This window comes from [Clostridium] clostridioforme AGR2157 (genome assembly GCF_000424325.1).
Taxonomy (GTDB): domain Bacteria; phylum Bacillota; class Clostridia; order Lachnospirales; family Lachnospiraceae; genus Enterocloster; species Enterocloster clostridioformis_A.
Genome location: NZ_AUJR01000012.1, coordinates 1 through 23,731, shown reverse-complemented (window position 1 = coordinate 23,731; position 23,731 = coordinate 1). Strand labels below are relative to the sequence as shown.

21 protein-coding genes and 1 pseudogene are annotated in these 23,731 nt (G+C 50.9%); 17 read left to right on the top strand and 5 right to left on the bottom strand.

Features of this window, described 5'->3' with window-relative positions; genetic code table 11:
- The first annotated feature begins 14 nt into the window (after nt 1-14).
- The 15 genes from G614_RS0107105 to G614_RS0107040 all read left to right on the top strand — a co-directional run bounded on the left by G614_RS0107105 (nt 15) and on the right by G614_RS0107040 (nt 17,013).
- Complete coding sequence (locus G614_RS0107105; protein ID WP_027641407.1) at nt 15-851, top strand: carbohydrate ABC transporter permease; 837 nt, start codon at nt 15-17, stop codon at nt 849-851.
- Between the two features lie 5 nt (nt 852-856).
- Entirely contained in the window at nt 857-2,041 is a 1,185-nt protein-coding gene (locus G614_RS0107100; protein ID WP_044917481.1) for a glycoside hydrolase family 88 protein, read from the top strand.
- A 28-nt stretch (nt 2,042-2,069) separates the two neighbouring features.
- Nucleotides 2,070-4,196 (top strand): alginate lyase family protein, encoded by a 2,127-nt coding sequence (locus G614_RS0107095; RefSeq protein WP_242828019.1) that lies wholly within the window; start codon nt 2,070-2,072, stop codon nt 4,194-4,196.
- A 17-nt stretch (nt 4,197-4,213) separates the two neighbouring features.
- Entirely contained in the window at nt 4,214-6,016 is a 1,803-nt protein-coding gene (uidA, locus tag G614_RS0107090) for a beta-glucuronidase (protein WP_027641404.1), read from the top strand.
- 151 nt (nt 6,017-6,167) lie between these two features.
- A complete protein-coding gene (locus G614_RS0107085; protein WP_027641403.1) occupies nt 6,168-7,448 on the top strand; it encodes an AAA family ATPase in 1,281 nt (426 codons plus the stop codon).
- The gene (locus G614_RS32525; protein ID WP_242828018.1) at nt 7,441-7,827 is read left to right on the top strand and encodes a hypothetical protein; all 387 of its coding nucleotides are present in this window, start codon (nt 7,441-7,443) and stop codon (nt 7,825-7,827) included. Before G614_RS0107085 ends, G614_RS32525 begins: the two co-directional genes overlap by 8 nt.
- A complete protein-coding gene (locus G614_RS0107080; RefSeq protein WP_027641402.1) occupies nt 7,748-8,716 on the top strand; it encodes an AraC family transcriptional regulator in 969 nt (322 codons plus the stop codon). The genes G614_RS32525 and G614_RS0107080 overlap by 80 nt, the downstream gene beginning before the upstream one ends.
- Before the next feature lie 229 nt (nt 8,717-8,945).
- The gene (rhaB, locus tag G614_RS0107075) at nt 8,946-10,370 is read left to right on the top strand and encodes a rhamnulokinase (RefSeq protein WP_027641401.1); all 1,425 of its coding nucleotides are present in this window, start codon (nt 8,946-8,948) and stop codon (nt 10,368-10,370) included.
- On the top strand, nt 10,371-10,739 hold the full coding sequence (rhaM, locus tag G614_RS0107070; protein WP_027641400.1) for an L-rhamnose mutarotase: 369 nt from the start codon (nt 10,371-10,373) through the stop codon (nt 10,737-10,739). It abuts the gene before it with no gap.
- A 48-nt stretch (nt 10,740-10,787) separates the two neighbouring features.
- The gene (locus tag G614_RS0107065; protein WP_027641399.1) at nt 10,788-12,038 is read left to right on the top strand and encodes an L-rhamnose isomerase; all 1,251 of its coding nucleotides are present in this window, start codon (nt 10,788-10,790) and stop codon (nt 12,036-12,038) included.
- A 90-nt stretch (nt 12,039-12,128) separates the two neighbouring features.
- Complete coding sequence (gene rhaD, locus G614_RS0107060; RefSeq protein WP_027641398.1) at nt 12,129-12,956, top strand: rhamnulose-1-phosphate aldolase; 828 nt, start codon at nt 12,129-12,131, stop codon at nt 12,954-12,956.
- Nucleotides 12,957-13,037: 81 nt separating this feature from the next.
- Nucleotides 13,038-14,060 carry a TRAP transporter substrate-binding protein DctP gene (dctP, locus tag G614_RS0107055; protein ID WP_027641397.1) on the top strand — a complete coding sequence of 341 codons (1,023 nt, stop codon included), beginning with the start codon at nt 13,038-13,040 and terminating at the stop codon, nt 14,058-14,060.
- Nucleotides 14,061-14,075: 15 nt separating this feature from the next.
- Nucleotides 14,076-14,546 (top strand): TRAP transporter small permease, encoded by a 471-nt coding sequence (locus G614_RS0107050; RefSeq protein WP_027641396.1) that lies wholly within the window; start codon nt 14,076-14,078, stop codon nt 14,544-14,546.
- Nucleotide 14,547: 1 nt separating this feature from the next.
- The gene (locus G614_RS0107045; protein WP_027641395.1) at nt 14,548-15,855 is read left to right on the top strand and encodes a TRAP transporter large permease; all 1,308 of its coding nucleotides are present in this window, start codon (nt 14,548-14,550) and stop codon (nt 15,853-15,855) included.
- 18 nt (nt 15,856-15,873) lie between these two features.
- Entirely contained in the window at nt 15,874-17,013 is a 1,140-nt protein-coding gene (locus G614_RS0107040; protein ID WP_027641394.1) for a glycoside hydrolase family 88/105 protein, read from the top strand.
- 134 nt (nt 17,014-17,147) lie between these two features.
- Here the strand turns inward: G614_RS0107040 and G614_RS0107035 are convergent, their stop codons facing one another.
- From G614_RS0107035 to G614_RS0107015, 5 genes and pseudogenes are all read right to left on the bottom strand, one after another.
- Nucleotides 17,148-18,659, bottom strand: coding sequence for a recombinase family protein (locus G614_RS0107035; RefSeq protein WP_027641393.1), 1,512 nt, complete (start codon nt 18,657-18,659; stop codon nt 17,148-17,150).
- 94 nt (nt 18,660-18,753) lie between these two features.
- Nucleotides 18,754-18,963, bottom strand: coding sequence for a hypothetical protein (locus G614_RS0107030; protein ID WP_027641392.1), 210 nt, complete (start codon nt 18,961-18,963; stop codon nt 18,754-18,756).
- Nucleotides 18,947-19,888 (bottom strand): annotated as a pseudogene (gene mobV / locus G614_RS26975) (MobV family relaxase). Before mobV ends, G614_RS0107030 begins: the two are co-directional and overlap by 17 nt.
- A gap of 187 nt (nt 19,889-20,075) precedes the next feature.
- On the bottom strand, nt 20,076-20,471 hold the full coding sequence (locus G614_RS0107020; RefSeq protein ID WP_027641391.1) for a replication initiator protein A: 396 nt from the start codon (nt 20,469-20,471) through the stop codon (nt 20,076-20,078).
- Between the two features lie 111 nt (nt 20,472-20,582).
- Complete coding sequence (locus G614_RS0107015; protein WP_027641390.1) at nt 20,583-20,996, bottom strand: cysteine-rich VLP domain-containing protein; 414 nt, start codon at nt 20,994-20,996, stop codon at nt 20,583-20,585.
- Between the two features lie 589 nt (nt 20,997-21,585).
- Here G614_RS0107015 and G614_RS0107010 point away from each other — a divergent pair.
- Both G614_RS0107010 and G614_RS0107005 read left to right on the top strand, forming a co-directional pair.
- A complete protein-coding gene (locus G614_RS0107010) occupies nt 21,586-22,434 on the top strand; it encodes a tyrosine-type recombinase/integrase (protein ID WP_027641389.1) in 849 nt (282 codons plus the stop codon).
- On the top strand, nt 22,431-23,606 hold the full coding sequence (locus G614_RS0107005; protein WP_027641388.1) for an IS91 family transposase: 1,176 nt from the start codon (nt 22,431-22,433) through the stop codon (nt 23,604-23,606). Before G614_RS0107010 ends, G614_RS0107005 begins: the two co-directional genes overlap by 4 nt.
- Nucleotides 23,607-23,731: the final 125 nt, after the last annotated feature.

Sequence of the window (23,731 nt, the reverse complement as noted above, 5' to 3'; positions counted from 1 at the left end):
GGAGGAGAGCCGGAATGAAAGTTCAGAATACAAAATCAAAGATATTTAAGGTGGTTCTCTACATCGTGCTGACAGCCATGGCCCTTATCATGCTGGTGCCCTTTGTGTGGATGCTTTCAGCTTCCTTTAAACTGGATAAGGACGTATTCATCTTTCCCATCCAGTGGATTCCCACCAACCCCAGATGGCAGAATTATCTGGACATCTGGACCAGGATACCCCTGGGGAAATTTGTGCTTAACACTGTGAAGCTGACTCTGATTGTCACCTTCTTACAGCTTCTTACCAGCAGCTTTGCCGCGTATGCCTTTGCCAAGCTGAGCTTTAAGGGAAAGGACCTGCTGTTTATGGCCTACATTGCCACCATCGCGGTGCCGTGGCAGGTATACATGGTTCCCCAGTTCATGATGATGCGTTCCATGGGACTGGCAGATACCCATTTGTCCATCATTTTTCTGCAGGCGTTTTCGGCTTTTGGCGTGTTCATGATGAAGCAGTTTTATGAGGGAATCCCCACGGAACTGTGTGAGGCGGCCAGAATCGACGGTATGAGCGAATACCGCATCTGGAGCAAAATTATGCTGCCGTTGTCGAAACCGGCCCTTTCCACGCTCACCATATTTACCTTTGTAAATACATGGAATGATTTCCTTGGACCGCTCATTTACCTGACAACGGAGTCAAAAAAGACATTGCAGCTGGGACTGCGCATGTTCATCAGCCAGTTTGGTTCTGAGTACGGATTAATCATGGCCGCATCTGTCCTGAGCCTGATTCCTGTGCTGATTGTGTTCCTTTCACTTCAGAAGTATTTTGTGGAAGGCGTGGCAGCCACCGGCGTGAAGGGGTAGACATGATGAAAAAATGGATTGATATGGACAGATTGGCTGATATGCCAGAGATAACGGAAGGAGAGGCCAGGGAGGCGCTCGAAGCGGCAACCGGGCAGGTGCTTCGGGTATTGCCCCAGTTTACAAGCCGGTTCCCCCGGGCCTACAGCGAGAACGGATTTTATCCGCCCGCGGACAATGTGGACTGGACGCCCGGATTCTGGACCGGCGAGATATGGCTGGCATACGAATACACCAGGGACAGCCGTCTGCGCGCTGCCGGTGATATTCAGATGGAAAGCTTCCTGAAGCGAATCAATGAAAAGACGGATGTGGAGACACATGATCTGGGCTTCATGTACTCGCCCTCCTGTGTGGCCGGTTATAAACTGACAGGCAGCAGCGTGGGAAGGGAGGCTGCCGTCAAGGCGGCTGACCAGCTGACCACCCGGTTCCATGAACGGGGGCAGTTCATCCAGGCCTGGGGTCCTTTAAATGCCCCGGACAATTACAGGCTGATAATTGACTGTCTTTTGAACCTGCCCCTTCTTTACTGGGCATGTGAGGAGACAGGGAAGTCCGTATACAGGGATATAGCCCAGGCCCATATCCGCACGGCCCTGGCCAATGTAATCCGCCCGGATTTTTCCACCTGGCACACCTTCTTCTTTAACAGGGAAACAGGGGAGCCGGACCATGGCGCCACCTGCCAGGGCTACAGGGACGGCTCTGCCTGGGCCAGAGGCCAGGCCTGGGGTATCTACGGTACGGCCATTGGATACAGGTATACCAGGGAACCGTCTTACGTCAATCTGTTCAAAGGCGTGACAGATTATTTTTTCAGGCGCCTTCCAAAGGACCTGGTACCGTTCTGGGATTTGGAATTTGGGGATGGGGATGAGGAGCCAAGGGATTCCTCGGCCGCCTCCATTGCGGCCTGCGGTCTCCTGGAGATGGCGCGTTACATGGAGCCGGGCGAGGGGGCCAGATACACTGGTATGGCAAGAAGGCTGATGAAATCCCTGGCCGACAATTATGCCGTGAAGGATTACAGCAAGTCCAACGGCCTTGTGCTCCACAGCACCTACTCCAATCATTCGCCCTACAATACCTGCAATCACTATGGGGTGGATGAGTGCAATCTGTGGGGGGATTATTTCTACATGGAGGCCCTGACCAGGATATGCAGGGACTGGAATCCCTACTGGTAAATCCGGCGCGGCAAGAGAGGTATATGAAATGACTCAGATTGAAATGGCTCAGATTGGAATGACACAGATGACGAAACAGATATTTTTTGACAGAAAACAGGGGACCATGTTCATGGATGACCCGGCTGCCATAGCGGATTACTGCATGAGGGAATGGCCCGGAGAATGCAGCCACATCCTCAGGGTGGCAGACCAGGTGTGCCGGAACTCGTTTCTCTTTGACTTAAAACAGGACCTGGAGAGAACCTGGGTGCCGGTGGAATTTCCGGAGGGAAGGATTGACTGGGGGTATATGCCAGGGGATGACAAGGAATTCATTTTCCAGTTTAACCGTCACAGGTTCTTTATCTGCTTAGGTCAGGCTTACCAGATGACCGGGGACGAGAAGTACGCCGGAACGTTTGTGAACCTGCTTATGGACTGGATCGGCACACAGACGCTGACGCCGGAGACGGAAAATACCACATGGAGAATCCTGGAGGCTGGTTTCAGAGGGGAGTTCTGGGTCAAGGCCATCTGGTATTTTAAGGACAGCCAGGCGCTGACAGACCAGGTAATGGACGCGTTTTATAAGTGCCTGATTCAGCATGCCGAGTACATTATCCGCATGCATTCCCCATACCGCTACATAAGCAACTGGGGTGTCATTGAAAACCATGGTCTCTTTGAAATAGGCGTTGCCATGCCGGATGACGCACTGAGGAAACGGTATGTGGACACTGCCCTTTCCCATCTGGAGATGGAGGCAAGAATTCAGATTATGGGGGACGGGGTACAGTGGGAACAGTCGCCCTCTTACCACAATGAGGTGCTGCACTGCTACGAGGATGTGCTGGTTCTGGCTCAGAGAAACCATATCCATGTGCCGGAGTCCATCCGGTCCGCTGTCAGGAAAATGGCCTATGTCAATCTTGCCTGGAAAAAACCGGACCACAGGCAGTTCCTGATGGGCGACAGCGATGATGCGGATATACGGGACACCATTTCAGCAGCAGCATGGCTGTTTCACGACCCGGTACTGAAATTTGGCGCATCGCCCTGCCTGGAGTATGACATGGCATGGGATCTGGGAATCCGGGCGGCAAAGGAATACCGGGACATGGAAACCGCCATGCCAAAGTTTCAGTCGGCCGCCCTGGAGGACAGCGGAAATTACTACCTCAGGGACGGATGGGGAGAGGAGGGAAACCTGCTTCACTTTCACTGCGGGACCATGGGGGCAGGACACGGACATTCAGACCAGCTCCATGTGGACCTGGTTATAGGCGGGGAGGATGTGCTGACAGACGCAGGCCGGTTTACCTATGTGCCGGGACCGGACCGCTTCGCCTTTAAGGACCCTACGGCCCACAATACCATCACTGTGGACAACCGGTTTTTTACTGTTTGCAGGGATTCCTGGGAGTGCTCCAAGCTCTGCGCTCCCGTGAAGCGGCAGCACCGATTTACGGAACAATACGAGCTGGTACAGGGCGCTCACCTGGGATACATGGACAGGGAAGACGCAGTGGCGGTAAACCGCAGGATTATCCATATCAAACCTGATATCTATATTGTGACGGATGAGCTGTACACAGGGGGAAGCCACGAATACAGACAGTACTGGCATTTCAGTGAAAAAGGCCGGGTTACGCTGCGGGCAGCGGATAAACGCGGGCAGGGCCGGACTGCTGCGGACACGGCGGAAACAGGAGCAGGAACAGGGCCGTCTCTGGAAGCAGAGTTTTGGACCAGTCATACCCGTGCGCTGTTTTCCTTTCTGGGAAGCGGGCTGGAGGCAGAAAAAGGAGCCAGCCGTATTGCCAGGGATTATAACAGGGCCGTGGACAGGGACTGTATCACGGTGAAGGCGGACAGGAAGGGATTTTCCTCCCTTCTGACGGTCATCCAGGGCGGTCCCGGGGATGGCTACAGGCCCTGCGAGGTGGAAAAGGTGCCTGTAAAGTCTGCTCTTAAGGGGATCACATATCCGGATTCCATGGCGGAAGCAGTGAGACTGAAAGGCAATGGACGGGATTATGTGGCTGTAATCTGCCACCAGGAGGTGAATTCCCCTACGGATATGGTGGAGGCAGAGGGCTGTATGGGATTTGGAACCATAATCGTATTTGACCGGACCAGGGAAACATTGGCCGGAACAGTCCTGGATTATTAGATAAGGAGGATATCACCATGTTAAGCGTGAGACAGAATGAAAGCCGCATGGCCGTTGAACTGGGAGGAATATGGAATTTTAAGCTGGACCAGGAGACTTCGGCGGCACAGGCCCCCATGCCTGGAGTCTTAAGAGACGGGGAGCCTGTGGCGGTGCCGGCCAGCTACAATGACCAGAAGGATGTAATGGAATACAGGGACCATTATGGGTGGGCCTATTATCAGAGGACGCTTACCGTGCCCATTCTGCTTAAGGGGCAGAGACTGTGGCTGCGGTTCGGCGCGGTGGCCCACAGTGCCATGGTGTGGCTGGGGGATACCCTGCTCTGTACCCATAAGGGCGGATTTCTGCCCTTTGAGGCAGAGATAACGGATTTGGCAGAGCCTGGAAGCAGCCTGCTTCTCACCGTGGCAGTGGATAACCGGCTGGACCATTCCACCCTGCCTGCCGGAAATGACCCCACAGAGACAGCGTTTTTCGGTTCTGACAATGCGGGCATTCCAAGCGTGGAGCAGGCCAAGCGGGAGCAGAAGCTGCAGAACCGCCCTAACTTTGACTTTTTCAACTATGCAGGCATTTTCAGGCCCGTGTATCTCTATACCACGCCCCTGCAGTTCATTAAAGACATTACTCTGGTGCCTGACCTGGAGGGAAACGTGGAATATGAGATAGAGACAGACGGACAGGGAGATGTGGAAGTTCAGGTCCTTGACCGGGAGGGAAATGTGGCCGCACGGTCCCATGGGCGCAAAGGAACCATGACCATCCGGGAGCCACGCCTGTGGGAACCATGGCCGGGAACACCCTACCTGTATACTGCCCGCGTCACCCTGACAGGGAAAGATGGAGCGGATATGTATGAACAGCACTTTGGCCTGCGTACTGTGGAGGTAAAGGGAAAACAGTTCCTGCTCAACGGAAAGCCTTTTTATTTCAAGGGATTCGGAAAGCATGAGGACTCCTTTTTCCGGGGAAGGGGATTGGACCTCTGTCTGGATGTAAAGGACGTGAACCTGATTCACTGGCTGGGAGCCAATTCCTTCCGCACCAGCCATTACCCATATGCGGAGGAGATGTACGACCTGTGCGACCGGGAAGGAATCGTGATAATTGACGAGACAACTGCGGTGGGACTGAACATGGGCGGAAATGGAAATCCCTATGCCTGCGGCACCAGGGAACACCATGAGCAGGTTATAAAGGACCTGATTAAGAGGGACAAGAACCACCCCTGCGTGGTGATGTGGAGCCTGGGAAATGAGCCGGATCTGGAGCACTATCCCCAGGAGGCATATGACTACTGGCATCCCCTCTATGAGCTGGCCCACAGGGAGGACCCGCAGGACCGTCCTGTGACGCTGGTGTGCTGCCAGAATGACTACACAAAGGATATCACCACCAGGACCATGGACGTGGTATGCCTGAACCGCTACTATGGCTGGTATAACCTGGGCGGCGACCTGGATGCTGCCTGTAATGGATGGAACATGGAACTGGATTTCTGGGCGGAACAGGAAAAGCCTGTTATGCTGACGGAATACGGGGCCGACGCAGTGGCGGGCATCCATCAGATGGTGCCGGGAATGTTCAGTGAGGAATACCAGGACCAGTACTATGAGCGGATTAACTGTGAGAATGATAAACGTCCCTTCTTCATAGGAGAACATATATGGAATTTCGCTGATTTTGTAACGGTACAGGGGCCCATGCGTGTGGGCGGCAACCGCAAGGGAATCTTTACCAGGGAGCGTACTCCCAAGCTGGCAGCCCATGGCCTCAGACGCAGGTGGAATGGGATTCCGAATTTTGGATATAAATAAAAGGAAAGGCTTTCCGAACCTTTGGCAGGGGGAGGAAAGCTTTTTTTGAACATATTGTAGTAAACATTGTACATGAAAGGCTTTTCAAAGTGTCTGCCTTTTGTTATACTAATTTGTAAACAAAATGACAGCGCCGTTCAAGGAGATTGAGATGAAATTAAGAATTAGGAATGTTGCCAAAATAGAAGAAGCGGACCTGGAGTTAAATGGAATCACTATCATTGCGGGTAATAATAATACAGGAAAAAGTACGATTGGCAAGATTGTATTTTCGTTGTTTAATTCATTGGTAAACTTAGAAGAAAAAATCGTAAAGCAGAAACGGGATTTAATATATCAAGTATTGAAGAGAAAAATGGAAGATATATCAATGCAAAGTGATGGGTATTTTGGTTCGGCTTCCAGATTTCATAACCGGATGATACGCTATGCGGAAGAACTTGCCATACTGGATTCGGAGGAAGAACAGCAACAAATCCTCAAAGAATTTGCTGGTATGTTAAAAGATAAAAAAACAAACGAAGATGAAACTTTAGAGGACATTAATGGTGAAATTGACAGGATCAGACATTTGCCGATAGAGAGATTGACAAAATCGGTAGTGTCAGCTTATTTCAATCGTATTTTTTATTCGGAGATAAATAATATTTATCAGCCATCAGCCAGTGCTGCGATTGATGCGGTAATTGGCAATAAGACTATTTCGATTATATTTTCAAATAACAATTGTACTGAGTTGCGGCAGCAAGTGAATATATTGAACGAGGCAGTCTATCTGGATAATCCTTTTGTACTGGATTCTTTGAATACTATTCAGATTAGAACGGATGAAACGGAAAGGAATACAATTAAAAAACTGCAAAGAAAGTCTGATGTGGTTGAGGATATTGTACAGCTGGAGCTGATTGAAGATAAAGTACAGGAGGTACTGCAGAAAATCAACCAGATATCATCGGGAACCCTTTTAATGGATGAGAGCCATTCCTATTATTATAAGGAGCGTGAAATTGGTGAGAGGTTGAATATAAATAACCTGTCCACAGGGTTGAAATCGTTTGTAATAATAAAAACCTTATTGGAAAATGGAAGCCTGAAACAGAAGGATGTACTTATTTTAGATGAGCCGGAAATTCATTTACATCCGGATTGGCAGCTTCGTTATGCGGAGATTATCGTACTTTTGCAGAAAGTATTTGAGCTTACCATAATACTTACAACCCATAGTCCGCATTTTGTGGAGGCATTGCAGTATTATGCTGAGAAGTATGAAAGGGACGATAAGTGTACCTACTATTTGTCTGAAATATCTGAATCGGGGTGTAGATTTAAGAATGTGACAGAGGACCCAACCGAGATGCTTTCTCAACTAGTAGACGCCAGTATTGCACTTGATAAATTGAAATTTCAGATGGAAGATACAAAGGATGAGTAAATTTGATGATTTTATGAAACTCATGAATCAATATATGTCATATCATGGGTTTTCATTAGAAATATGTTCGGATATGCGGTTAACATCATATAGCGGCGAGAGTAAGGTTTCGTTGGTTGACAGTGACATCTGGGTAATGGATATGGATATCTTTGCAAAAAAGGCATACCGGAAAATAATTTTACCGGATTCTTTGAGTGAAGCTGATTCAATCAATACGGCTGACGCGCCGGGCGGCACTAATGCGTGTCTGAAAATTGCTTTTCGTCAGTTTTCTCCAATACAGAAAGAGGATTTACATGAACCAGGAGCTGATTCAAAGCCTAAGCGTCATTACGGAAGAAGAACAGAAGATACTGGCAGGCAGTGCGGATATTGACAGAACCCTGTATATGGACCGCGAGGACATGGTCATTGACAGCGATAAGCTACTGGAGGCCGGACAGCTTATTACCATCCGGCCCCATACCCGTTTTGTGCATTTTCCGGAGCACACCCACAACTATGTGGAGGTAATCTACATGTGCAGGGGGGAGACCACCCATGTGGTGGACGGCAGGGAGCTGAAGCTTAAGGAAGGGGAGCTGCTGTTTTTAAACCAGCACGCGGTCCAGGAAATCCAGCCTGCCGGGCAGGATGACATTGCGGTGAACTTCATTATTCTTCCTGAATTCTTTGACACGGCCTTCCGCATGATGGGGGAGGAGGAGAACCTGCTGCGGGATTTTATCGTGGGATGTCTCTGCGATGATACCAGGTATGGACGCTATCTTCATTTCCAGATAGCGGATGTGCTGCCGGTCCAGAACCTGGTGGAGAACCTGGTGTGGTCCCTTATGCATGAGCGGGAGGGAATGCAGGCCATGAACCAGACCACCATGGGCCTGCTGCTGCGGCATCTCATGCATTATACGGGACGGATCCGGGTAAACCGCGACAACGAACAATCCTTTGAGCAGCAGCTCACCCTACAGGTGCTGCGCTACATAGACGAGCATTACCGGGAGGGCAGCCTGACAGAGCTGGCAGCCCTGATGGGATATGACGTATACTGGCTCAGCCGGGCCATAAACCGCCTGCTGGGCCGCAATTACAAGGAATTGCTGCAGATTAAGCGGCTGAACCAGGCCGCGTTTCTCTTGCACAATACGCGTATGCCGGTGGCGGATGTGAGCTTTGCTGTGGGGTATGACAATACCAGCTACTTTTACAGGATATTCAGGACCTATTACGGTATGTCGCCCAGGGAGTACAGGAAGACCGGATAGAATGTCCCGGGCATGGAATACCCCTCAGTTTCAAATTGTGTTTATGTACAAATAAGGACGCATTTTTTCATAAATGCCGTTCTTATTTTTTTGCTTTATCTGTTATATCATGGAAGCAATGAGTCACTGCACTAAGCTCGTAAAAGACCTCGCTAAGTGCCAGTGACATGTATCGCACGTAAGCGTCTAAAAGACAGACGCCAAGTGCTCATAACGAGGAGGTAGGACAGTGAACCGTTATTATCTTGCAGTGGATATAGGGGCGTCCAGCGGCCGCCATATCCTGGGGTGGATGGAGAATGGAAGGATGAACCTTCGGGAAATCTACCGTTTTTCCAATGGAATGGAAATGGTGGACGGGACTCTGTGCTGGAATCTCAATGGGCTTTTTGAGGAAATCAAGGCCGGAATGAGAGAATGTAAAAAACTGGGCATCAACCCGGAGAGCATGGGCATCGACACCTGGGCCGTGGACTTTGTACTTCTGGATAAACAGGGACATGTGCTGGGCAAGACGGCCGGCTACAGGGACAGGCGTACCGAGGGAATGGATTTAAAGGTATATGAACGGATTTCCAGGGAGGAACTGTACCGGAGGACCGGTATCCAGAAACAGATTTTTAACACGGTTTACCAGCTGATGGCTGTAAAGGAAAAACAGCCCGATATCCTTTCCCAGGCGGAAAGCTTCCTCATGGTACCGGATTACTTAAACTTCCTGCTGACCGGGGTAAAGAAACAGGAGTACACCAATGCCACCACCACTCAGCTGGTCAATCCCTCTGAACGTACCTGGGACAGGGAACTGATTGAGACTCTGGGATATCCGCAGAAGCTTTTTGGCGGGCTGTCCATGCCGGGAACCGTGGTGGGAAGGCTCAGTGAGGATGTGAAGAAAGAGACAGGACTGGATTGCCGGGTGGTGCTTCCGGCCACCCACGACACTGGTTCCGCCGTGGCGGCCGTACCGTCCAACCGCGACCATGTGCTCTATATCAGCTCCGGCACATGGTCTCTGATGGGGACAGAGCTTAAGGACGCTGAATGCCGGGAGATGAGCATGGAGGCCAACTTTACCAACGAGGGCGGATATGAGTACAGGTACCGTTTCCTTAAGAACATCATGGGGCTGTGGATGATTCAGTCCGTGAAAAAGGAGTGGAAGGAATCAGGGGAGGATTACTCCTTTGGCGAGATATGCGAGAGGGCTTCCCACGAAACCATTTCCTCCATCGTGGACTGCAATGACAGCCGTTTTCTGGCTCCTGAGAGCATGTGCGGCGCGGTGAAGGCATACTGTGAGGAGAGCGGACAGCAGGTTCCTGAGACTAAGTGGGAGATGGCGGCTGTGATTTACAACAGCCTGGCGGACTGCTACCGCATCTGCTGCCAGGAAATCGAGGCCCTTACAGGCGTGCGCTATGACTGCATCCATATCGTGGGAGGCGGAGCCAATGCAGACTACTTAAACCGCCTGACGGCAAAGGCCACAGGAAAGACCGTATACGCGGGGCCCACGGAAGCCACGGCCATCGGCAACCTGGCGGCGCAGATGATAGAGGGGAAGGAGTTTAAGAGCCTTAAGGAGGCCAGGGACAGTATTTTCCGCTCATTTGAAATCAAGACCTATGAACCTTCTGAGAAGGTTTGCTAAATGGTAACAGCCCAGACTGTTACGCTGAAGGATTTGACGAAGGGAGAGAAACGTATGGTAAGGAAGGGATTTAAGATGTTCCTCAATCCGGGTATGGCAGAGGAATATGAGAAGCGCCACAATGAGCTGTGGCCTGAGATGAAAGAGATGATACACCAGTACGGCGGACATAATTACAGCATTTTTCTGGACAGGGAAACCAATGTGCTCTATGGGTATCTGGAGGTGGAGGACGAGGAGCTCTGGGCCAAATCAGCAGATACGCCCATAAACCGCAGATGGTGGGACTATATGGCTGACATCATGGAAACCCATGCAGACAACAGTCCGATATGCGTGGATTTTGTACCGGTGTTTCATTTGGATTAACAGTTGACCGATATTTGAGTAAGATTTGATAATGAAAAGGAGAGAACTATGAATATACAGGAAAGATATGAATCAGCAAAAGAAATTTACGCCGGATTAGGGGTTGACGTGGACGCTGCAGTGGAGCGGCTTAAGAACATCCCTGTCTCCATGCATTGCTGGCAGGGGGATGACGTTATGGGATTTGAGGGCGCGGACAGTCTGTCAGGCGGCATCCAGGCAACGGGCAACTATCCGGGAAAGGCCAGGAATCCCCAGGAGCTTATGGCGGATATTGACAAGGCGCTCAGCCTGATTCCGGGCAAGCACAGAATCAACCTTCATGCCAGCTACGCCATTTTCCCGGATGGGGAAAAAGTGGACCGCGACTCACTGGAGCCAAAGCATTTTGCAAAGTGGGTGGAATATGCCAAGGAGAGAGGCCTGGGACTGGATTTTAACCCAACCATGTTCTCCCATCCAAAGGCTGAGAATGCCACACTGTCCAGTGAGGACCCTGAAATCAGAAAATTTTGGATTAACCACTGCAAGGCTTGTGTGCGCATTACCCAGTACTTTGCCCAGGAGCTGGGAAGTCCCTGCTCCATGAATATCTGGATTCCCGACGGCTTCAAGGATATTCCGGCCGACCGCATGAGTCCCAGGGCCAGGCTTAAGGATTCCCTGGACCAGATTCTGGCCATGGATTACGACAAGAGCAAGGTGCTTATCGCAGTGGAATCCAAGGTGTTCGGCATTGGCATGGAGAGCTGTACCGTGGGATCCCATGAGTTTTATATGAACTATGCGGCAGCCAGGGGAATCATGTGCCTGCTGGACAGCGGCCATTTCCACCCCACGGAAATGATATCCGATAAGATATCCTCCATGCTGCTGTTTTCAGACAAGGTTGCCCTCCATGTAAGCCGTCCCGTGCGCTGGGACAGCGACCATGTGGTGCTCTTTGACGACGAGACAAGGGAGATTGCCAAGGAAATCGTCAGGAATGACCCGGACAGGGTGCTTCTGGCCCTGGACTTCTTTGACGCCAGCATCAACCGAATCTGCGCATGGGTGGTGGGCATGAGAAACATGCAGAAGGCCCTTTTATACGCCCTGCTGATGCCAAATGAGAAGCTTGCAAAGCTTCAGGAGGAGCGCAGGTTTACGGAGCTTATGATGGAGCAGGAAGAGCTTAAAACATATCCATTTGGGGACGTATGGGATTATTTCTGCCAGATAAACCAGGTTCCGGTGAAGGAGCAGTGGTTTAAGGAAGCCGAAGCCTACGAGAAGGAAGTGCTCTTAAAGCGCGGATAATACGGTTCAAGGAGCCGGAGGCGGTTAATCCCTGTAACATAAATTCAGAAGAATGAATCTTAGCAAAAGAAAGAGAGTGAGGATTAGAAAATGAAGGTATTGGACACAGCCTTTGCAAAAGGCTTCATACGTGTATGTGATGATGGTTTTAACCAGAACTGGCATGAGAGGAACGGCGGCAACTTAAGCTACCGCATCAAACCGGAGGAAGTGGCGTCCGTGAAGGAGGAGCTTTCTTATGACGGGAAGTGGCAGCCCATCGGCACTCGTATTCCTGCCCTGTCAGGGGAATATTTCATGGTGTCGGGAAGCGGCAGGTTTATGCGCAACATGATTCTGGAACCGGAGACCAACTGCTGCATCATAGAAGTGGACCAGGCAGGGGAGAACTACCGCATCTGCTGGGGACTTGTAAAGGGCGGAAGGCCCACCAGCGAGCTGCCCACCCATCTGATGAACCATGAGGTGAAGATGAAGGCAACAGAGGGAAGATACAGGGTGATTTACCATGCCCATCCGGCCAACATCATTGCGCTGACCTTTGTCCTGCCGCTGACAGACGAGGTGTTTACCAGGGAACTGTGGGAAATGGCCACGGAATGCCCGGTGGTATTCCCGGCCGGCGTAGGCGTGGTGGGTTGGATGGTGCCGGGCGGCCGTGACATTGCCGTGGCCACCAGCAGGCTGATGGAAGAGTACGACGCAGCTGTATGGGCCCACCACGGCCTGTTCTGCGCGGGCGAGGACTTTGATCTGACCTTTGGCCTGATGCATACCATTGAGAAGTCGGCGGAAATCCTGGTAAAGGTGCTGAGCATCCGTCCGGACAAGCTCCAGACCATCACACCACAGGATTTCAGAAATCTGGCAGTGGATTTCCATGTGAACCTGCCTGAGAAATTCCTGTACGAGAAATAGGCGGAATAAAGAAGATTAATCTAGTCAAACAAAAGCACAGCAGCAATTCAGCGTGAATCACGTATGAAAAGGAGAGAGAACATGAAATTTTGCAGGAAAACAATCGGTATCGCGGCAGCGCTTTTAAGCATAGCCGTAATATGTGTGACCTTTTTCCAGGTGACAAGTGCAAAGGCCAGCGACAAGCTGGTAATCAGACTGGCCCACAACCAGGCGGCCGGCTCCGAGATAGCGGATTCCATTGCCCTGATATCAGATATCACGGCAGAGGATGCATCCATGAACATGGAGGTACAGATTTATCCCAGCGGCGTCCTTGGGACAGAAAAGGATATCATCGAGATGGTGAAGGCGGGAATCCTGGACATGGCCAAGGTCAGCTCCAACACCCTGGGGCAGTTTAAAGAAGAGTACTCCATATTTGCCGTACCATATCTTTTTAACGGACAGCAGCATTATTACGATGCCATGCAGAAATCAGAGAAGGTTAAAGAGCTGTTTATGTCCACGGAGGAGGATGGCTACATAGCCATAGGCTACTATGCCAATGGCGCCAGGAACTTCTATCTGAAGGAAGACAGGCCCTGCGTGGAACCGTCTGCATTAAAGGGAAAGAAGATACGTTCCATGCCCAACACCACCTCCATGGATATGATTGAGGCCATGGGAGGAACCCCGGTGCCCATGGCGGCGGGAGAGACATACGCTTCACTGCAGCAGGGAATCGTGGACGGCGCGGAGAATACGGAGCTGGCCCTTACCGTGGACGGACATCAGGATTTGGTGAAATCCTATACATATACGGAGCACCAGTACTCCCCGGACATCTACATCATCAGCACCAAGACCTGGAACCGTATGACGAAGCAGCAGCAGGACTACCTGGTAAAGGGATTTGAAAAGACCAACGAGAGCTTCAAGCAGCTCTACAACGGAATGATGGACCAGGCCATGGAAGAGGCCGAATCCAACGGTGTGCACGTTTACAGAGACATAGACAAGACTGCGTTTATACAGGCGGTTCAGCCCATCCATAACAAATTCTGTGCAAAGGGCGAGAGTTATAAGGCACTGTATGACGATATCCAGAAGTATGCAGAGTAAAAGGGGGAAAGCAAGATGATGAAAATATTGAACCGTTTCCTGGAAACCGTGCTGGCCATTTTGGTGGCGCTTATGGTAGTGGGGTGCTTCTGGCAGGTAATCACCCGCTTCCTGCTGCACAATCCCAGCAAATATACGGAAGAACTGTTAAGATACATGCTCATATGGCTTACCATGCTGGGGGTGCCCTATGCCTACGGCAAGGAGAGCCACCTGTCCATTAACCTGATTACCAGGACATTTAAGCCAAAGAACCTGACCAGTACAAAAATAGGAATCGAATTTCTGGTCCTGTTCATCAGCGTCTTTGTGATGATAGCGGGAGGCGTCATGGTGACCATTAACTCGGCCGGACAGATATCACCGGCCATGGAGCTGCCCATGCAGGTATATTACATCTGCGTACCCATAAGCGGCGTTCTGATGTTGTTATACTGCCTGCAGCGTCTCATCATGTTCACAAAGGAATTAAAGGAGGAAAAATAGTATGGAAATTCAGGCAGCCATTGTTCTGGTCCTGGTATTCTTTCTCATGCTGGCCATGAGCGTACCGGTATCATTCAGTATCATTTCAGCGTCACTGCTGACCATCATCATGTTTCTGACACCCGGGTTTGGAATGTTTGTTTCTGCCCAGAAGATTGTCAGCGGCATCGACAACTTTACACTTTTGGCCGTGCCCTTCTTCGTTCTGGCAGGACTGCTCATGAGCAGCGGCGGCATAGCAAAACGGCTGATTAACCTGGCCATGCTTTTTCTGGGCAAGGTTCCCGGCTCCCTGGCCATGACCAACATAGCAGGCAATGCCATGTTTGGTTCCATATCCGGCTCAGGAATAGCGGCGGCAACAGCCATCGGAGGCGTCATGCTTCCGCTGGAGGAGGAGCAGGGATACGACAAGGGCTTTTCAGCAGCCGTGAACATAGCCACCGCGCCTGTAGGCCAGCTGATTCCCCCCACTGCCTCCTTTATCGTGTATTCAGCTGCCAGCGGCGGTGTCTCTGTTGCGGCCCTTCTCATGGCGGGCTGGGTGCCGGGACTTTTGTGGGCAGCCCTTTGCATGGCGGTGGCCTGCGTCTACGGCGCAAGGCACGGATATGTGATGAAGCGGGAAAAGCTGACCGCGTCCATCATTGCAAAGACCATATGGGAGGCCATTCCCAGCCTGTTCCTCATCGTCATCATCATTGGCGGCATCCTTTCCGGCTATTTCACACCCACCGAGGCATCGGGCGTGGCAGTTGTGTACGCCTTCCTTTTGTCGGTATTTGTTTATAAGAGTATTCAGATTAAGGATATCCCCAAGATACTGGTGGACACAGCGGTTATGACTACCATCGTCATGCTGATTATCGGAGCGTCCTCTGTGCTGTCCTTTGTCCTGTCCTTCACAGGACTGCCACAGGCCATCAGCAGCCTGCTTTTAGGAATCTCCGATAACCGGATTGTCATACTGTTAATCATCAATATAACGCTGCTGATTGTGGGAACCTTTATGGACATGGCCCCGGCCCTGCTCATATTCACGCCTATTTTCCTTCCCATTGTAAAGAGCCTGGGAATGGACCCCATCCAGTTTGGCGTCATGATTGTCATGAACCTGTCCATCGGCACCATCACACCTCCGGTGGGAAATGTACTATTTGTGGGCTGCAGCGTTGCCAGGCTGCAGGTGGAGGACGTGATGAGGAAGCTGCTTCCGTTCTTTGCAGCGATTGTTGCGGCATTGATGTTCATAACCTTTGTGCCCGGATTCAGCATGTGGCTCCCCGGTGTCCTGGGATTGTTAAAATAGGGAGGATAGGGAATCAGAATGAGGAGTGTAAAAATGAGGACGGCAGATAGAAAGAAAGTGCAGGATAAGCTGGACCTTGTCATTGAAAAGCTCATGAATCTGGGCGGACCGGAGAACGGGGAGGAGCTGGCTGAGGGCGGTGAGGCCATTGGCTTTTTCAAACGGGATTTTGGAATCCGGGAATGGGACTGGCCCCAGGGCGTGGGACTGTACGGCCTGTTAAGAATCATGCAGGCCCGGAAAAACGAGGATTATAAGGAGTTCCTGTACCAGTGGTTCAAGGACAATATAAGGGAAGGGCTTCCCTCAAAAAACATCAATACCACCACGCCCCTTCTCACCCTGGCAGAGCTTAACGAGTATTATCACGACCAGGAATTTGAAGCGCTGTGCCTGAAATGGGCGGACTGGCTCATGAACTGCCTGCCCAGGACCAGGGAAAGGGGATTCCAGCATGTGACCAGCGCCAACGGGGACCGTCAGGGAGTGCGGCTCAATGAAAATGAGATGTGGATTGACACCATTTTCATGACAGTGCTCTTTCTCAACCGGATGGGGCAGAAATACCAAAACCAGGCATGGATTGACGAGTCCATCCACCAGGTGCTGATGCACATTAAGTATCTGTGCGACAAGGAGACAGGACTGTTCTGCCATGGATGGACCTTCAATGAAAGGAATAATTTCGGCGGTATCTACTGGTGCAGGGGAAACAGCTGGTTTACCTTAGGAATACTGGATTATATCGACATGTTCAAGGGTACCATGAATGCCGGTGTAAAGGAGTTTGTGGTGGATACATATAAGGCCCAGGTGGAGGCCCTTAAGGGACTTCAGGGCAAAAGCGGCCTGTGGCACACGGTGCTGACCGACGGGGACAGCTATGAGGAAGTGTCAGGCAGCGCCGCCATCACCGCGGGAATTCTCAAGGGAATCCGCTGCGGAATCCTGGACGATTCCTATCTGCCCTGCGCCTGGAAGGCAGTGGAAGCCATTCTGGACAACATTGACAGGGACGGCACTGTGCTCAATGTGTCCGGCGGCACCGGCATGGGTTATGACGCGGACCACTATAGGAATATATTGATTGCCCCCATGGCTTACGGGCAGTCGCTGACCATACTGGCGCTGGCAGAGGCTTTGCTGTATCTGGACTGATATTTGCCTGCGGCGTGAGCGGGAAGATGGCTCCCGCAGCCGGATTGCGGGATAAGCTGATTTTTATGGCGCAGGAAAGTACAGTTTACAAGAGACTACACAGGGTAACGGTCTGACGGGAGCGGTTGCGCCCGTCAGATTTTCCATGTAATGTTCAAGCTGTCGCTTGTGGCGGCGATGGTAGTAATCATCAAATCCACTACCCGCCGTTTGTCGTCAAAGGATACGCTGTCCCATGTATCGAGGTAACCGGAAATCTGGCTGACCTGTTCCGGGCTGATGGCTTCCACCGTCAGTTCGGCTATCTGCTTCACAAGTTCCTGCTTGCACCCGTCCAGTTCCGCTATCCTCACATTCACATAGGAGAGCAGGACATTGTTTGCGCCCGTCAGACTGTCCACCAGCTTTTCAATCTCGCTGTCCACATGGAGAAGTTCCACTTGCAGGGCGGCGATTTTCGGGTTGGCCTTTGCCGCTTTCTTCCTGCCCGTCAGCGTCTTGTGCTTTTCCAGCTTCTTCACCATCTGCTGATAGACCACCGCTTCCAGTTCGGAGGTGATGATTTTCCCACAGCCCGGACAGCTTTTATTGTCCAGCCGTTTCGTACAGCGGAGATATTGTTTTCTGGACGGATTGAAGATACTCATAAGCGCATAGCCGCAGTTCCCGCACTTGATTTTTCCCGCCAGCCATGTGTGGGTGGCTTTCCGGGCGGACTGGATTTTCATGTTGTTCATCAGCTTCTTGCGGCACGCCAGCCATGTTTCAGACGGGACAATGCCCTCATGGGGAGCCAGCACCAGCATTTGGTCTTTCAAGTCGTTTTTCTTGCTGGCCTTTACATCCCGCCCATGATACAGATAACACCCGTTCATTCCCGTAAAGTCGGCGGCGTCATTGACAATGGCCGTCCCCTGACTTTTGAAAAACTTGTACACATCTAAGTCCGCTTGCACATAAACGGGATTGCGTAGCATCTGCGCCAGCGTGGGGCGTATCAGTTCTTTGCCGTAGAACAAAATCCCCTGTTCCGCAAAATACCGGGTAACGTCCCCGTAGGAGGTTATGGGCTGGGCGTACATCTCAAATATCAGCCGGATATTGGCCGCTTCGTCCGGGTTTACTACCAGCTTCTTTGTGTTGATACCGTCCATTTTGATAGGCTCGGTATGGAAGCCGTAAGGGGCTTTCCCGCCCATTTTGAAGCCCCGCTGACTGCGGGAATAGTAAGCGTCCGTCACCCGCTTCTGTATCGTTTCCCGTTCAAGTTGGGCGAACACGATACAGATGTTCAGCATAGCCCGCCCCATCGGAGTAGAGGTATCAAACTTTTCCGTAGAGGACACAAACTCCACATTGTACTGCTGGAACAGTTCCATCATATTGGCAAAATCCAGAATGGAACGGCTGATACGGTCAAGTTTGTAAACAATGACTTTTGCAATCAAGCCCCGCTTAATATCCCGCACCAGTTCCTGAAACTTCGGGCGGTCTGTGTTCTTGCCGCTGTACCCTTTGTCTGTGTATTCCTTGCAGTTCCCGCCTTTCAATTCATATTTGCAAAACTCAATCTGGCTTTCAATGGAAATGCTGTCCTTTTTGTCTACCGATTGTCTTGCATAGATCGCGTCTATTCTATTGTTCATGTTGTCGCTCCTTTTCTTGAAAAAGAAACGGAGCTGCTGACACTTATATTATACCGCCAGCAGCCCCGCAAATCAACGATGGCTTCGGAAAACCTTACGCCCTGGCTTCCTCATTCTGCCGTCTGTCGGCATACTTGCGGAACACCTCATAAAGCTGCTGTTCCAGTTCCCGGCGTTTGGCCGCTTCCTGCTCCGGCGTGAACACCGGGGAGAGATTTTTCAGCGTGATCTCCTTTCCCTGAAAAGTTACGACCTCTGTTTCCTTTTTGTATCTGATACTTATAAAATCACCTTTCCTTTCCATAATGCCGACCCCGTTTTAGTTCCGCCAGCACCTCCGGCGGAATACGGTCAACCAGCCTTTGCATATTTTCCAGTTCGCTTTCCAGCTTCGCCCGTTCCATGCGGTCTTTGATTTTGCCGCTTTCACTGGCCTTTGCCCTTGCTTCCAGCTTTTGATTTTCGTCCAAAAGGTCTTTTATCGTGACCTTGTACTTTTTCAGTTGCCCGGAGAAGTTCTCCATCTGTGGAAACCATTTTTTCAGCAGGGAGAGGGCTTCCTCTTTTTTCTTCCCGGCGTTCAGCGGGTTAATGCCGTCAAGGGCGGTTTCAATGGCTCTGGCCTGTTTGGAGAGGGAAACCGCCTGTTTGAAAAGCCGGGTGGGGATATGCTTCCGGCCTGTCTTGCTGGCACTCTCCCCACGCTCCAAATCCGGGTATTTCTCTACCATGTAGGCGTGAAAATCGTCCTACCATTTCGTCAAATTCGCCCGGTTGCCTATGATTTCTTTGGCGCACAGGCGGTTGTCCTTTGTCAACGGAACAAAGGTCAAATGCAGGTGCGGCGTTTTCTCGTCCATGTGTACCACCGCCGACACGATATTTTCCCGGCCTACCCGCCCGATTAAAAACTCTGCCGCCCTCTGGAAAAACGCCTGTATCTCCTTTGGGGATTTCTTCTTGAAAAACCCCGGGCTGGCGGTTATCAGCGTATCGACAAACCGGGTGCTGTCCTTGCGGGTGCGGCACCCGGCTTGTTCGATACGGCTCTGAATGAAGTGGTAATAGCGTCCCTCCGGCTTGACAATATGGAAGTTGTATTTGCTCCGGCTGGTGTCAATATCAGGATTGCTGGCGTACTGTTCTTTCTGTCTTTCGTGATGGGCTTCCAGCGGCCTTGCCGGGTTGCCCTTGTGCTTCTCAAACCGCAAAATTGCGTGTTGTGACATTCTGCTCCTTTCCCCATTCCATTCCTTTCCGGCGGGTTTTCCACAGGGAAAATCCCGCCGAAACTATCTCTGATAGGATTGGAATGGAATAGATATAAATAAAATATTTTTAATCTCTGTATTTCTATATACCGTCCGGTTTCCGTACTTCAAGAGGATTGATTATCGTACTTGTCGGGTACGGTTTTCAGCCCTCCCGCGTTCCAAAACCGGATTTCTTGAAGTCGGTGTTTGAAACCGCTTCATAGGATTTTGGGTAAATACAGTTGGGTTTTCCACAGCCCTGTTTCTTAATGTGAATCAACTCCGCATACTGTAACTCCCGCAGGGTGTTGACGGCTTTCTGCCGTCCACAGTGGAGCAATTCCACCAGCTCACAGATGGGATAGTACAGGTAAATGCGCCCGTACTCGTCCGCCCACCCGTTCTTGCGGGATAACTCCGCCCGCCGCAGGATAAAGGCGTACAATAGCTTTGCTTCGTTGGACAAGGGCTGGAATGTAGGTGCTTCAAAGAGGAAATTCGGGAGCCGGGTGAAGCTGAACGCCTTTTCCGGCTGATGAATGTAAATCGTGTTTGTCATAGCGTGTTTTGTGGACGGTTAGAAGCCCGTTTTCCGGGGAAGATGATACTTGATACCACCCGCCCCGGTTTGGGGCTTGCGAAGCCTTGTAAATCAAGGCTTTTTTCCTGTCTAACTGTCCACAGCAGACCTCCTTTTCCGTTCACTTTCTGTTTTCTGCCGCCTGTGAACTCTGGCGGCGCAGTCGGGGCAGTATTTAGCCCGGTTGGATTTGGGGACGAACACGCCGCCGCAGACCGCACAGCGTTTCAAGTCCCTGTCCCGGTAAATCTCCGCTTCCAGCGTTCCGGCAAGCGGCAAGACCGCCCACCGAAACCATTTACAGCAGACAGAGAAAGAAATCATCTGCGGGCAAGTGCAGGTGTCCCCATCGTCAAGGACAATGCAGCTGCCGTCCTCACAGTTACAGCACTCCCGCCGTATTAAGGCGTTGGCTTGCTTGCGCTGTGCTGGTGTCATGCGGTAGGGAGTGCCGTCCGGCTTGCGCTCTAACGGCGGTAGGCGTTTATATGGATTTTCTATCATGCGTCCCTCCGTCTGTTCTCCGTTGCCGTTCTCCACGAAAGGATTTCCGGCGTTGGCACGCTCCCCACAGCTTCGGGGCATTGTGGCCCGAAGCGACTTCTGGACACTTTGTCCAGAAGTCGGCTCCCTGCGTGCTTCCCCCACCGGATATTCCTTTTCGGACGGTCATTCTGTTTTCAAGGTACTGTCCATTGATGAACTATCTCAAGTCTACACTTTTTTGACCGCCTATGCCGTATGTCCGAAAGGTAGGAAATCCGCCCGAAAAACTCTCTATTTCCACGCTCTCGGAATTGTGGTAAAATGGAAGAAACAGAACGATAAATTGAAATTGAACAAAATCGCTACGCGATGGCCTGCCAAGGCTGTGGCGCAGTTTTTACGTTCCTCTAAATAAAAAGCAGTGGAAAAATCTTCCGCAATACGGTATTGTTAAGTTACCACACAAAACAACCAAATACGGAAACCTCCACTGCCTATGAATACAATAGCATTTTTTGGTGTCTTCCGCAAGCGGAATTATGATGCCAATGCCCCTCCTGACAGGCAGCTGCCACGATCAACGCTGCTTATTTCAGGAGGTTTTATTATGTACGATGATATTTTTGAATCTATCCGCTATGAAGCGGAAAAACGGAACCTGCGGGAAAGTACCATAAACTTGTACTGTGCCAATGTCAATTACTTTCTCCGCTGTATTGGGAAAACCGCCTCTGAGCTTACACTTGACGATGCGGAAAGTTTCCTCTCTGCCAAACGTTTGGAAGGCAGGTCTCCCGAAACTCACAACCACTATCGGTCAGCAATTAAGTTCTTCTACAAAAAAGTGCTCTGGATCCTTTGGGATGATGACATAGTTCCTGCCATGAAAAGGGAACGGAACCTTCCCGCCGTCCTGAGCCGTAATGAGATAAACGCGATCATTGAGGCCACCCAAAACCTGAAGCATAAAGCTATCATTGCGACGATGTACTCTTCCGGATTACGCGTCTCAGAGGCTGTCCATCTCCATTACGATGACATTTCCCGTACCAACATGACCATCCATGTCCGTGAAACCAAAGGCAGGATCGACAGGTATACCATCCTCTCCCGGAAGAATCTTGACCTTCTTACCGAGTATTGGTACAAATGCGGCCGGCCCAGGGGGATACTTTTCCCAAGCTCCTGGACTGGTGGATACCTGGATATAACCAGTGTGAACCAGTTCTTTAAAAAAAGCGCCAGGCTTGCCGGTATTACCCGCCGTGTCTCTTCCCATGCGTGCCGACACAGTTTTGCCAGCCACCTGTTTGAAAGCGGGACCGATATCAAATATATCCAGTCCCTTCTCGGGCATGTGGATCCCCGCTCTACCGATGTCTACCTCCATGTAAGCAACAAGACCCTCCTCGGCATCCGCAGCCCGTTCGATGGTCCGCAAGGCGGTGAGGAATGAACACTGACTGCACAATCCAGGATGTTTTTAACCGTTTTTATCCTTCCTATGCATCTTCCCATGATGTTTCCCCTGCCCAGAGAAAGGCGGCTTACCACATCATGAACTGCAAGACCGGTGCTTTTGGCGTAAATGTGAGCGTCTGTGAGGATTGCGGCTGTATTTCCATCCACTATAATTCCTGCCGTGACAGATGCTGCCCTATGTGTCAGGAATTCCCGAAAGAAAAATGGGTTGACGCGCGCAGGGAGGATCTGCTGGACGCGCCATATTTCCATATGGTATTCACTGTGCCGGAAAATCTGAACCCTGTTATCTACAGCAATCAGAAACTTTTATATACAGCGCTTTACCATGCCGCGTCCGATACCCTGCGTGAACTTGCGGCTGACCCGAAATACCTTGGCGCTGACATCGGCTATATCTGCATTCTGCATACCTGGGGGAGCGCCATGAACTTCCATCCCCATATCCATGCCATTGTTCTGGGAGGCGGGCTGGATGCAGGAAATCACTGGAAAGGCAGCGGGGAGGACTTCTTCCTTCCGGTCAGGGTGGTCTCCCGGCTGTTCCGCGGAAAATATCTTGCTGAACTGAAACAGCTATGGAAAGATGGAAAACTCGAATTCCACGGTACGGCAGAGCCTTACAGGAACCATTATGCCTTACAGGAATTATTGGATACCTGTTACAAAAAAGAATGGATACCCTACTGTAAGAAGCCGTTCCATGGCGCGGAATCCGTCATCAGGTACCTTGGAAGGTACACACACCGGATTGCCATCAGCAATTATCGTATCAAATGCATGACGGATTCTATGGTCACATTTACTGCAAAAGATTATAAAAACCAGGGCCAGTGGGAGGAGATTACGGTTTCCGGTGAGGAGTTTATCCGCAGATTTCTGATGCATGTCCCGCCAAAGCGTTTTGTCCGGATACGCCACTATGGCCTGCTGTCATCCCGGAACAAGAATAAGAAGATCACCTTGTGCCGGAATCTCCTCGGCTGTAGAAAGTATATCGCAAGGCTGAAAGATTTGGATGCCCCTGCCATGATCCGGCTGCTTTACAATAAGGATATCTGCAGGTGTTCTTCCTGCGGCGGAAGGATCATTCCTTTACCGGCAGGGCAGCCTTGTACAATGCCAGAACCGCATCTTCTATGTTAAAAAAGGCAACTGAATATTTTTTAAGCTTCCTTTGGAGGCTTATTTCTGATGCCATAAACATGACACCGGACGCCGAATCTGGCTGCCATGCATCCATATGCAGTATACTTCGCTAAAAGGCTGGG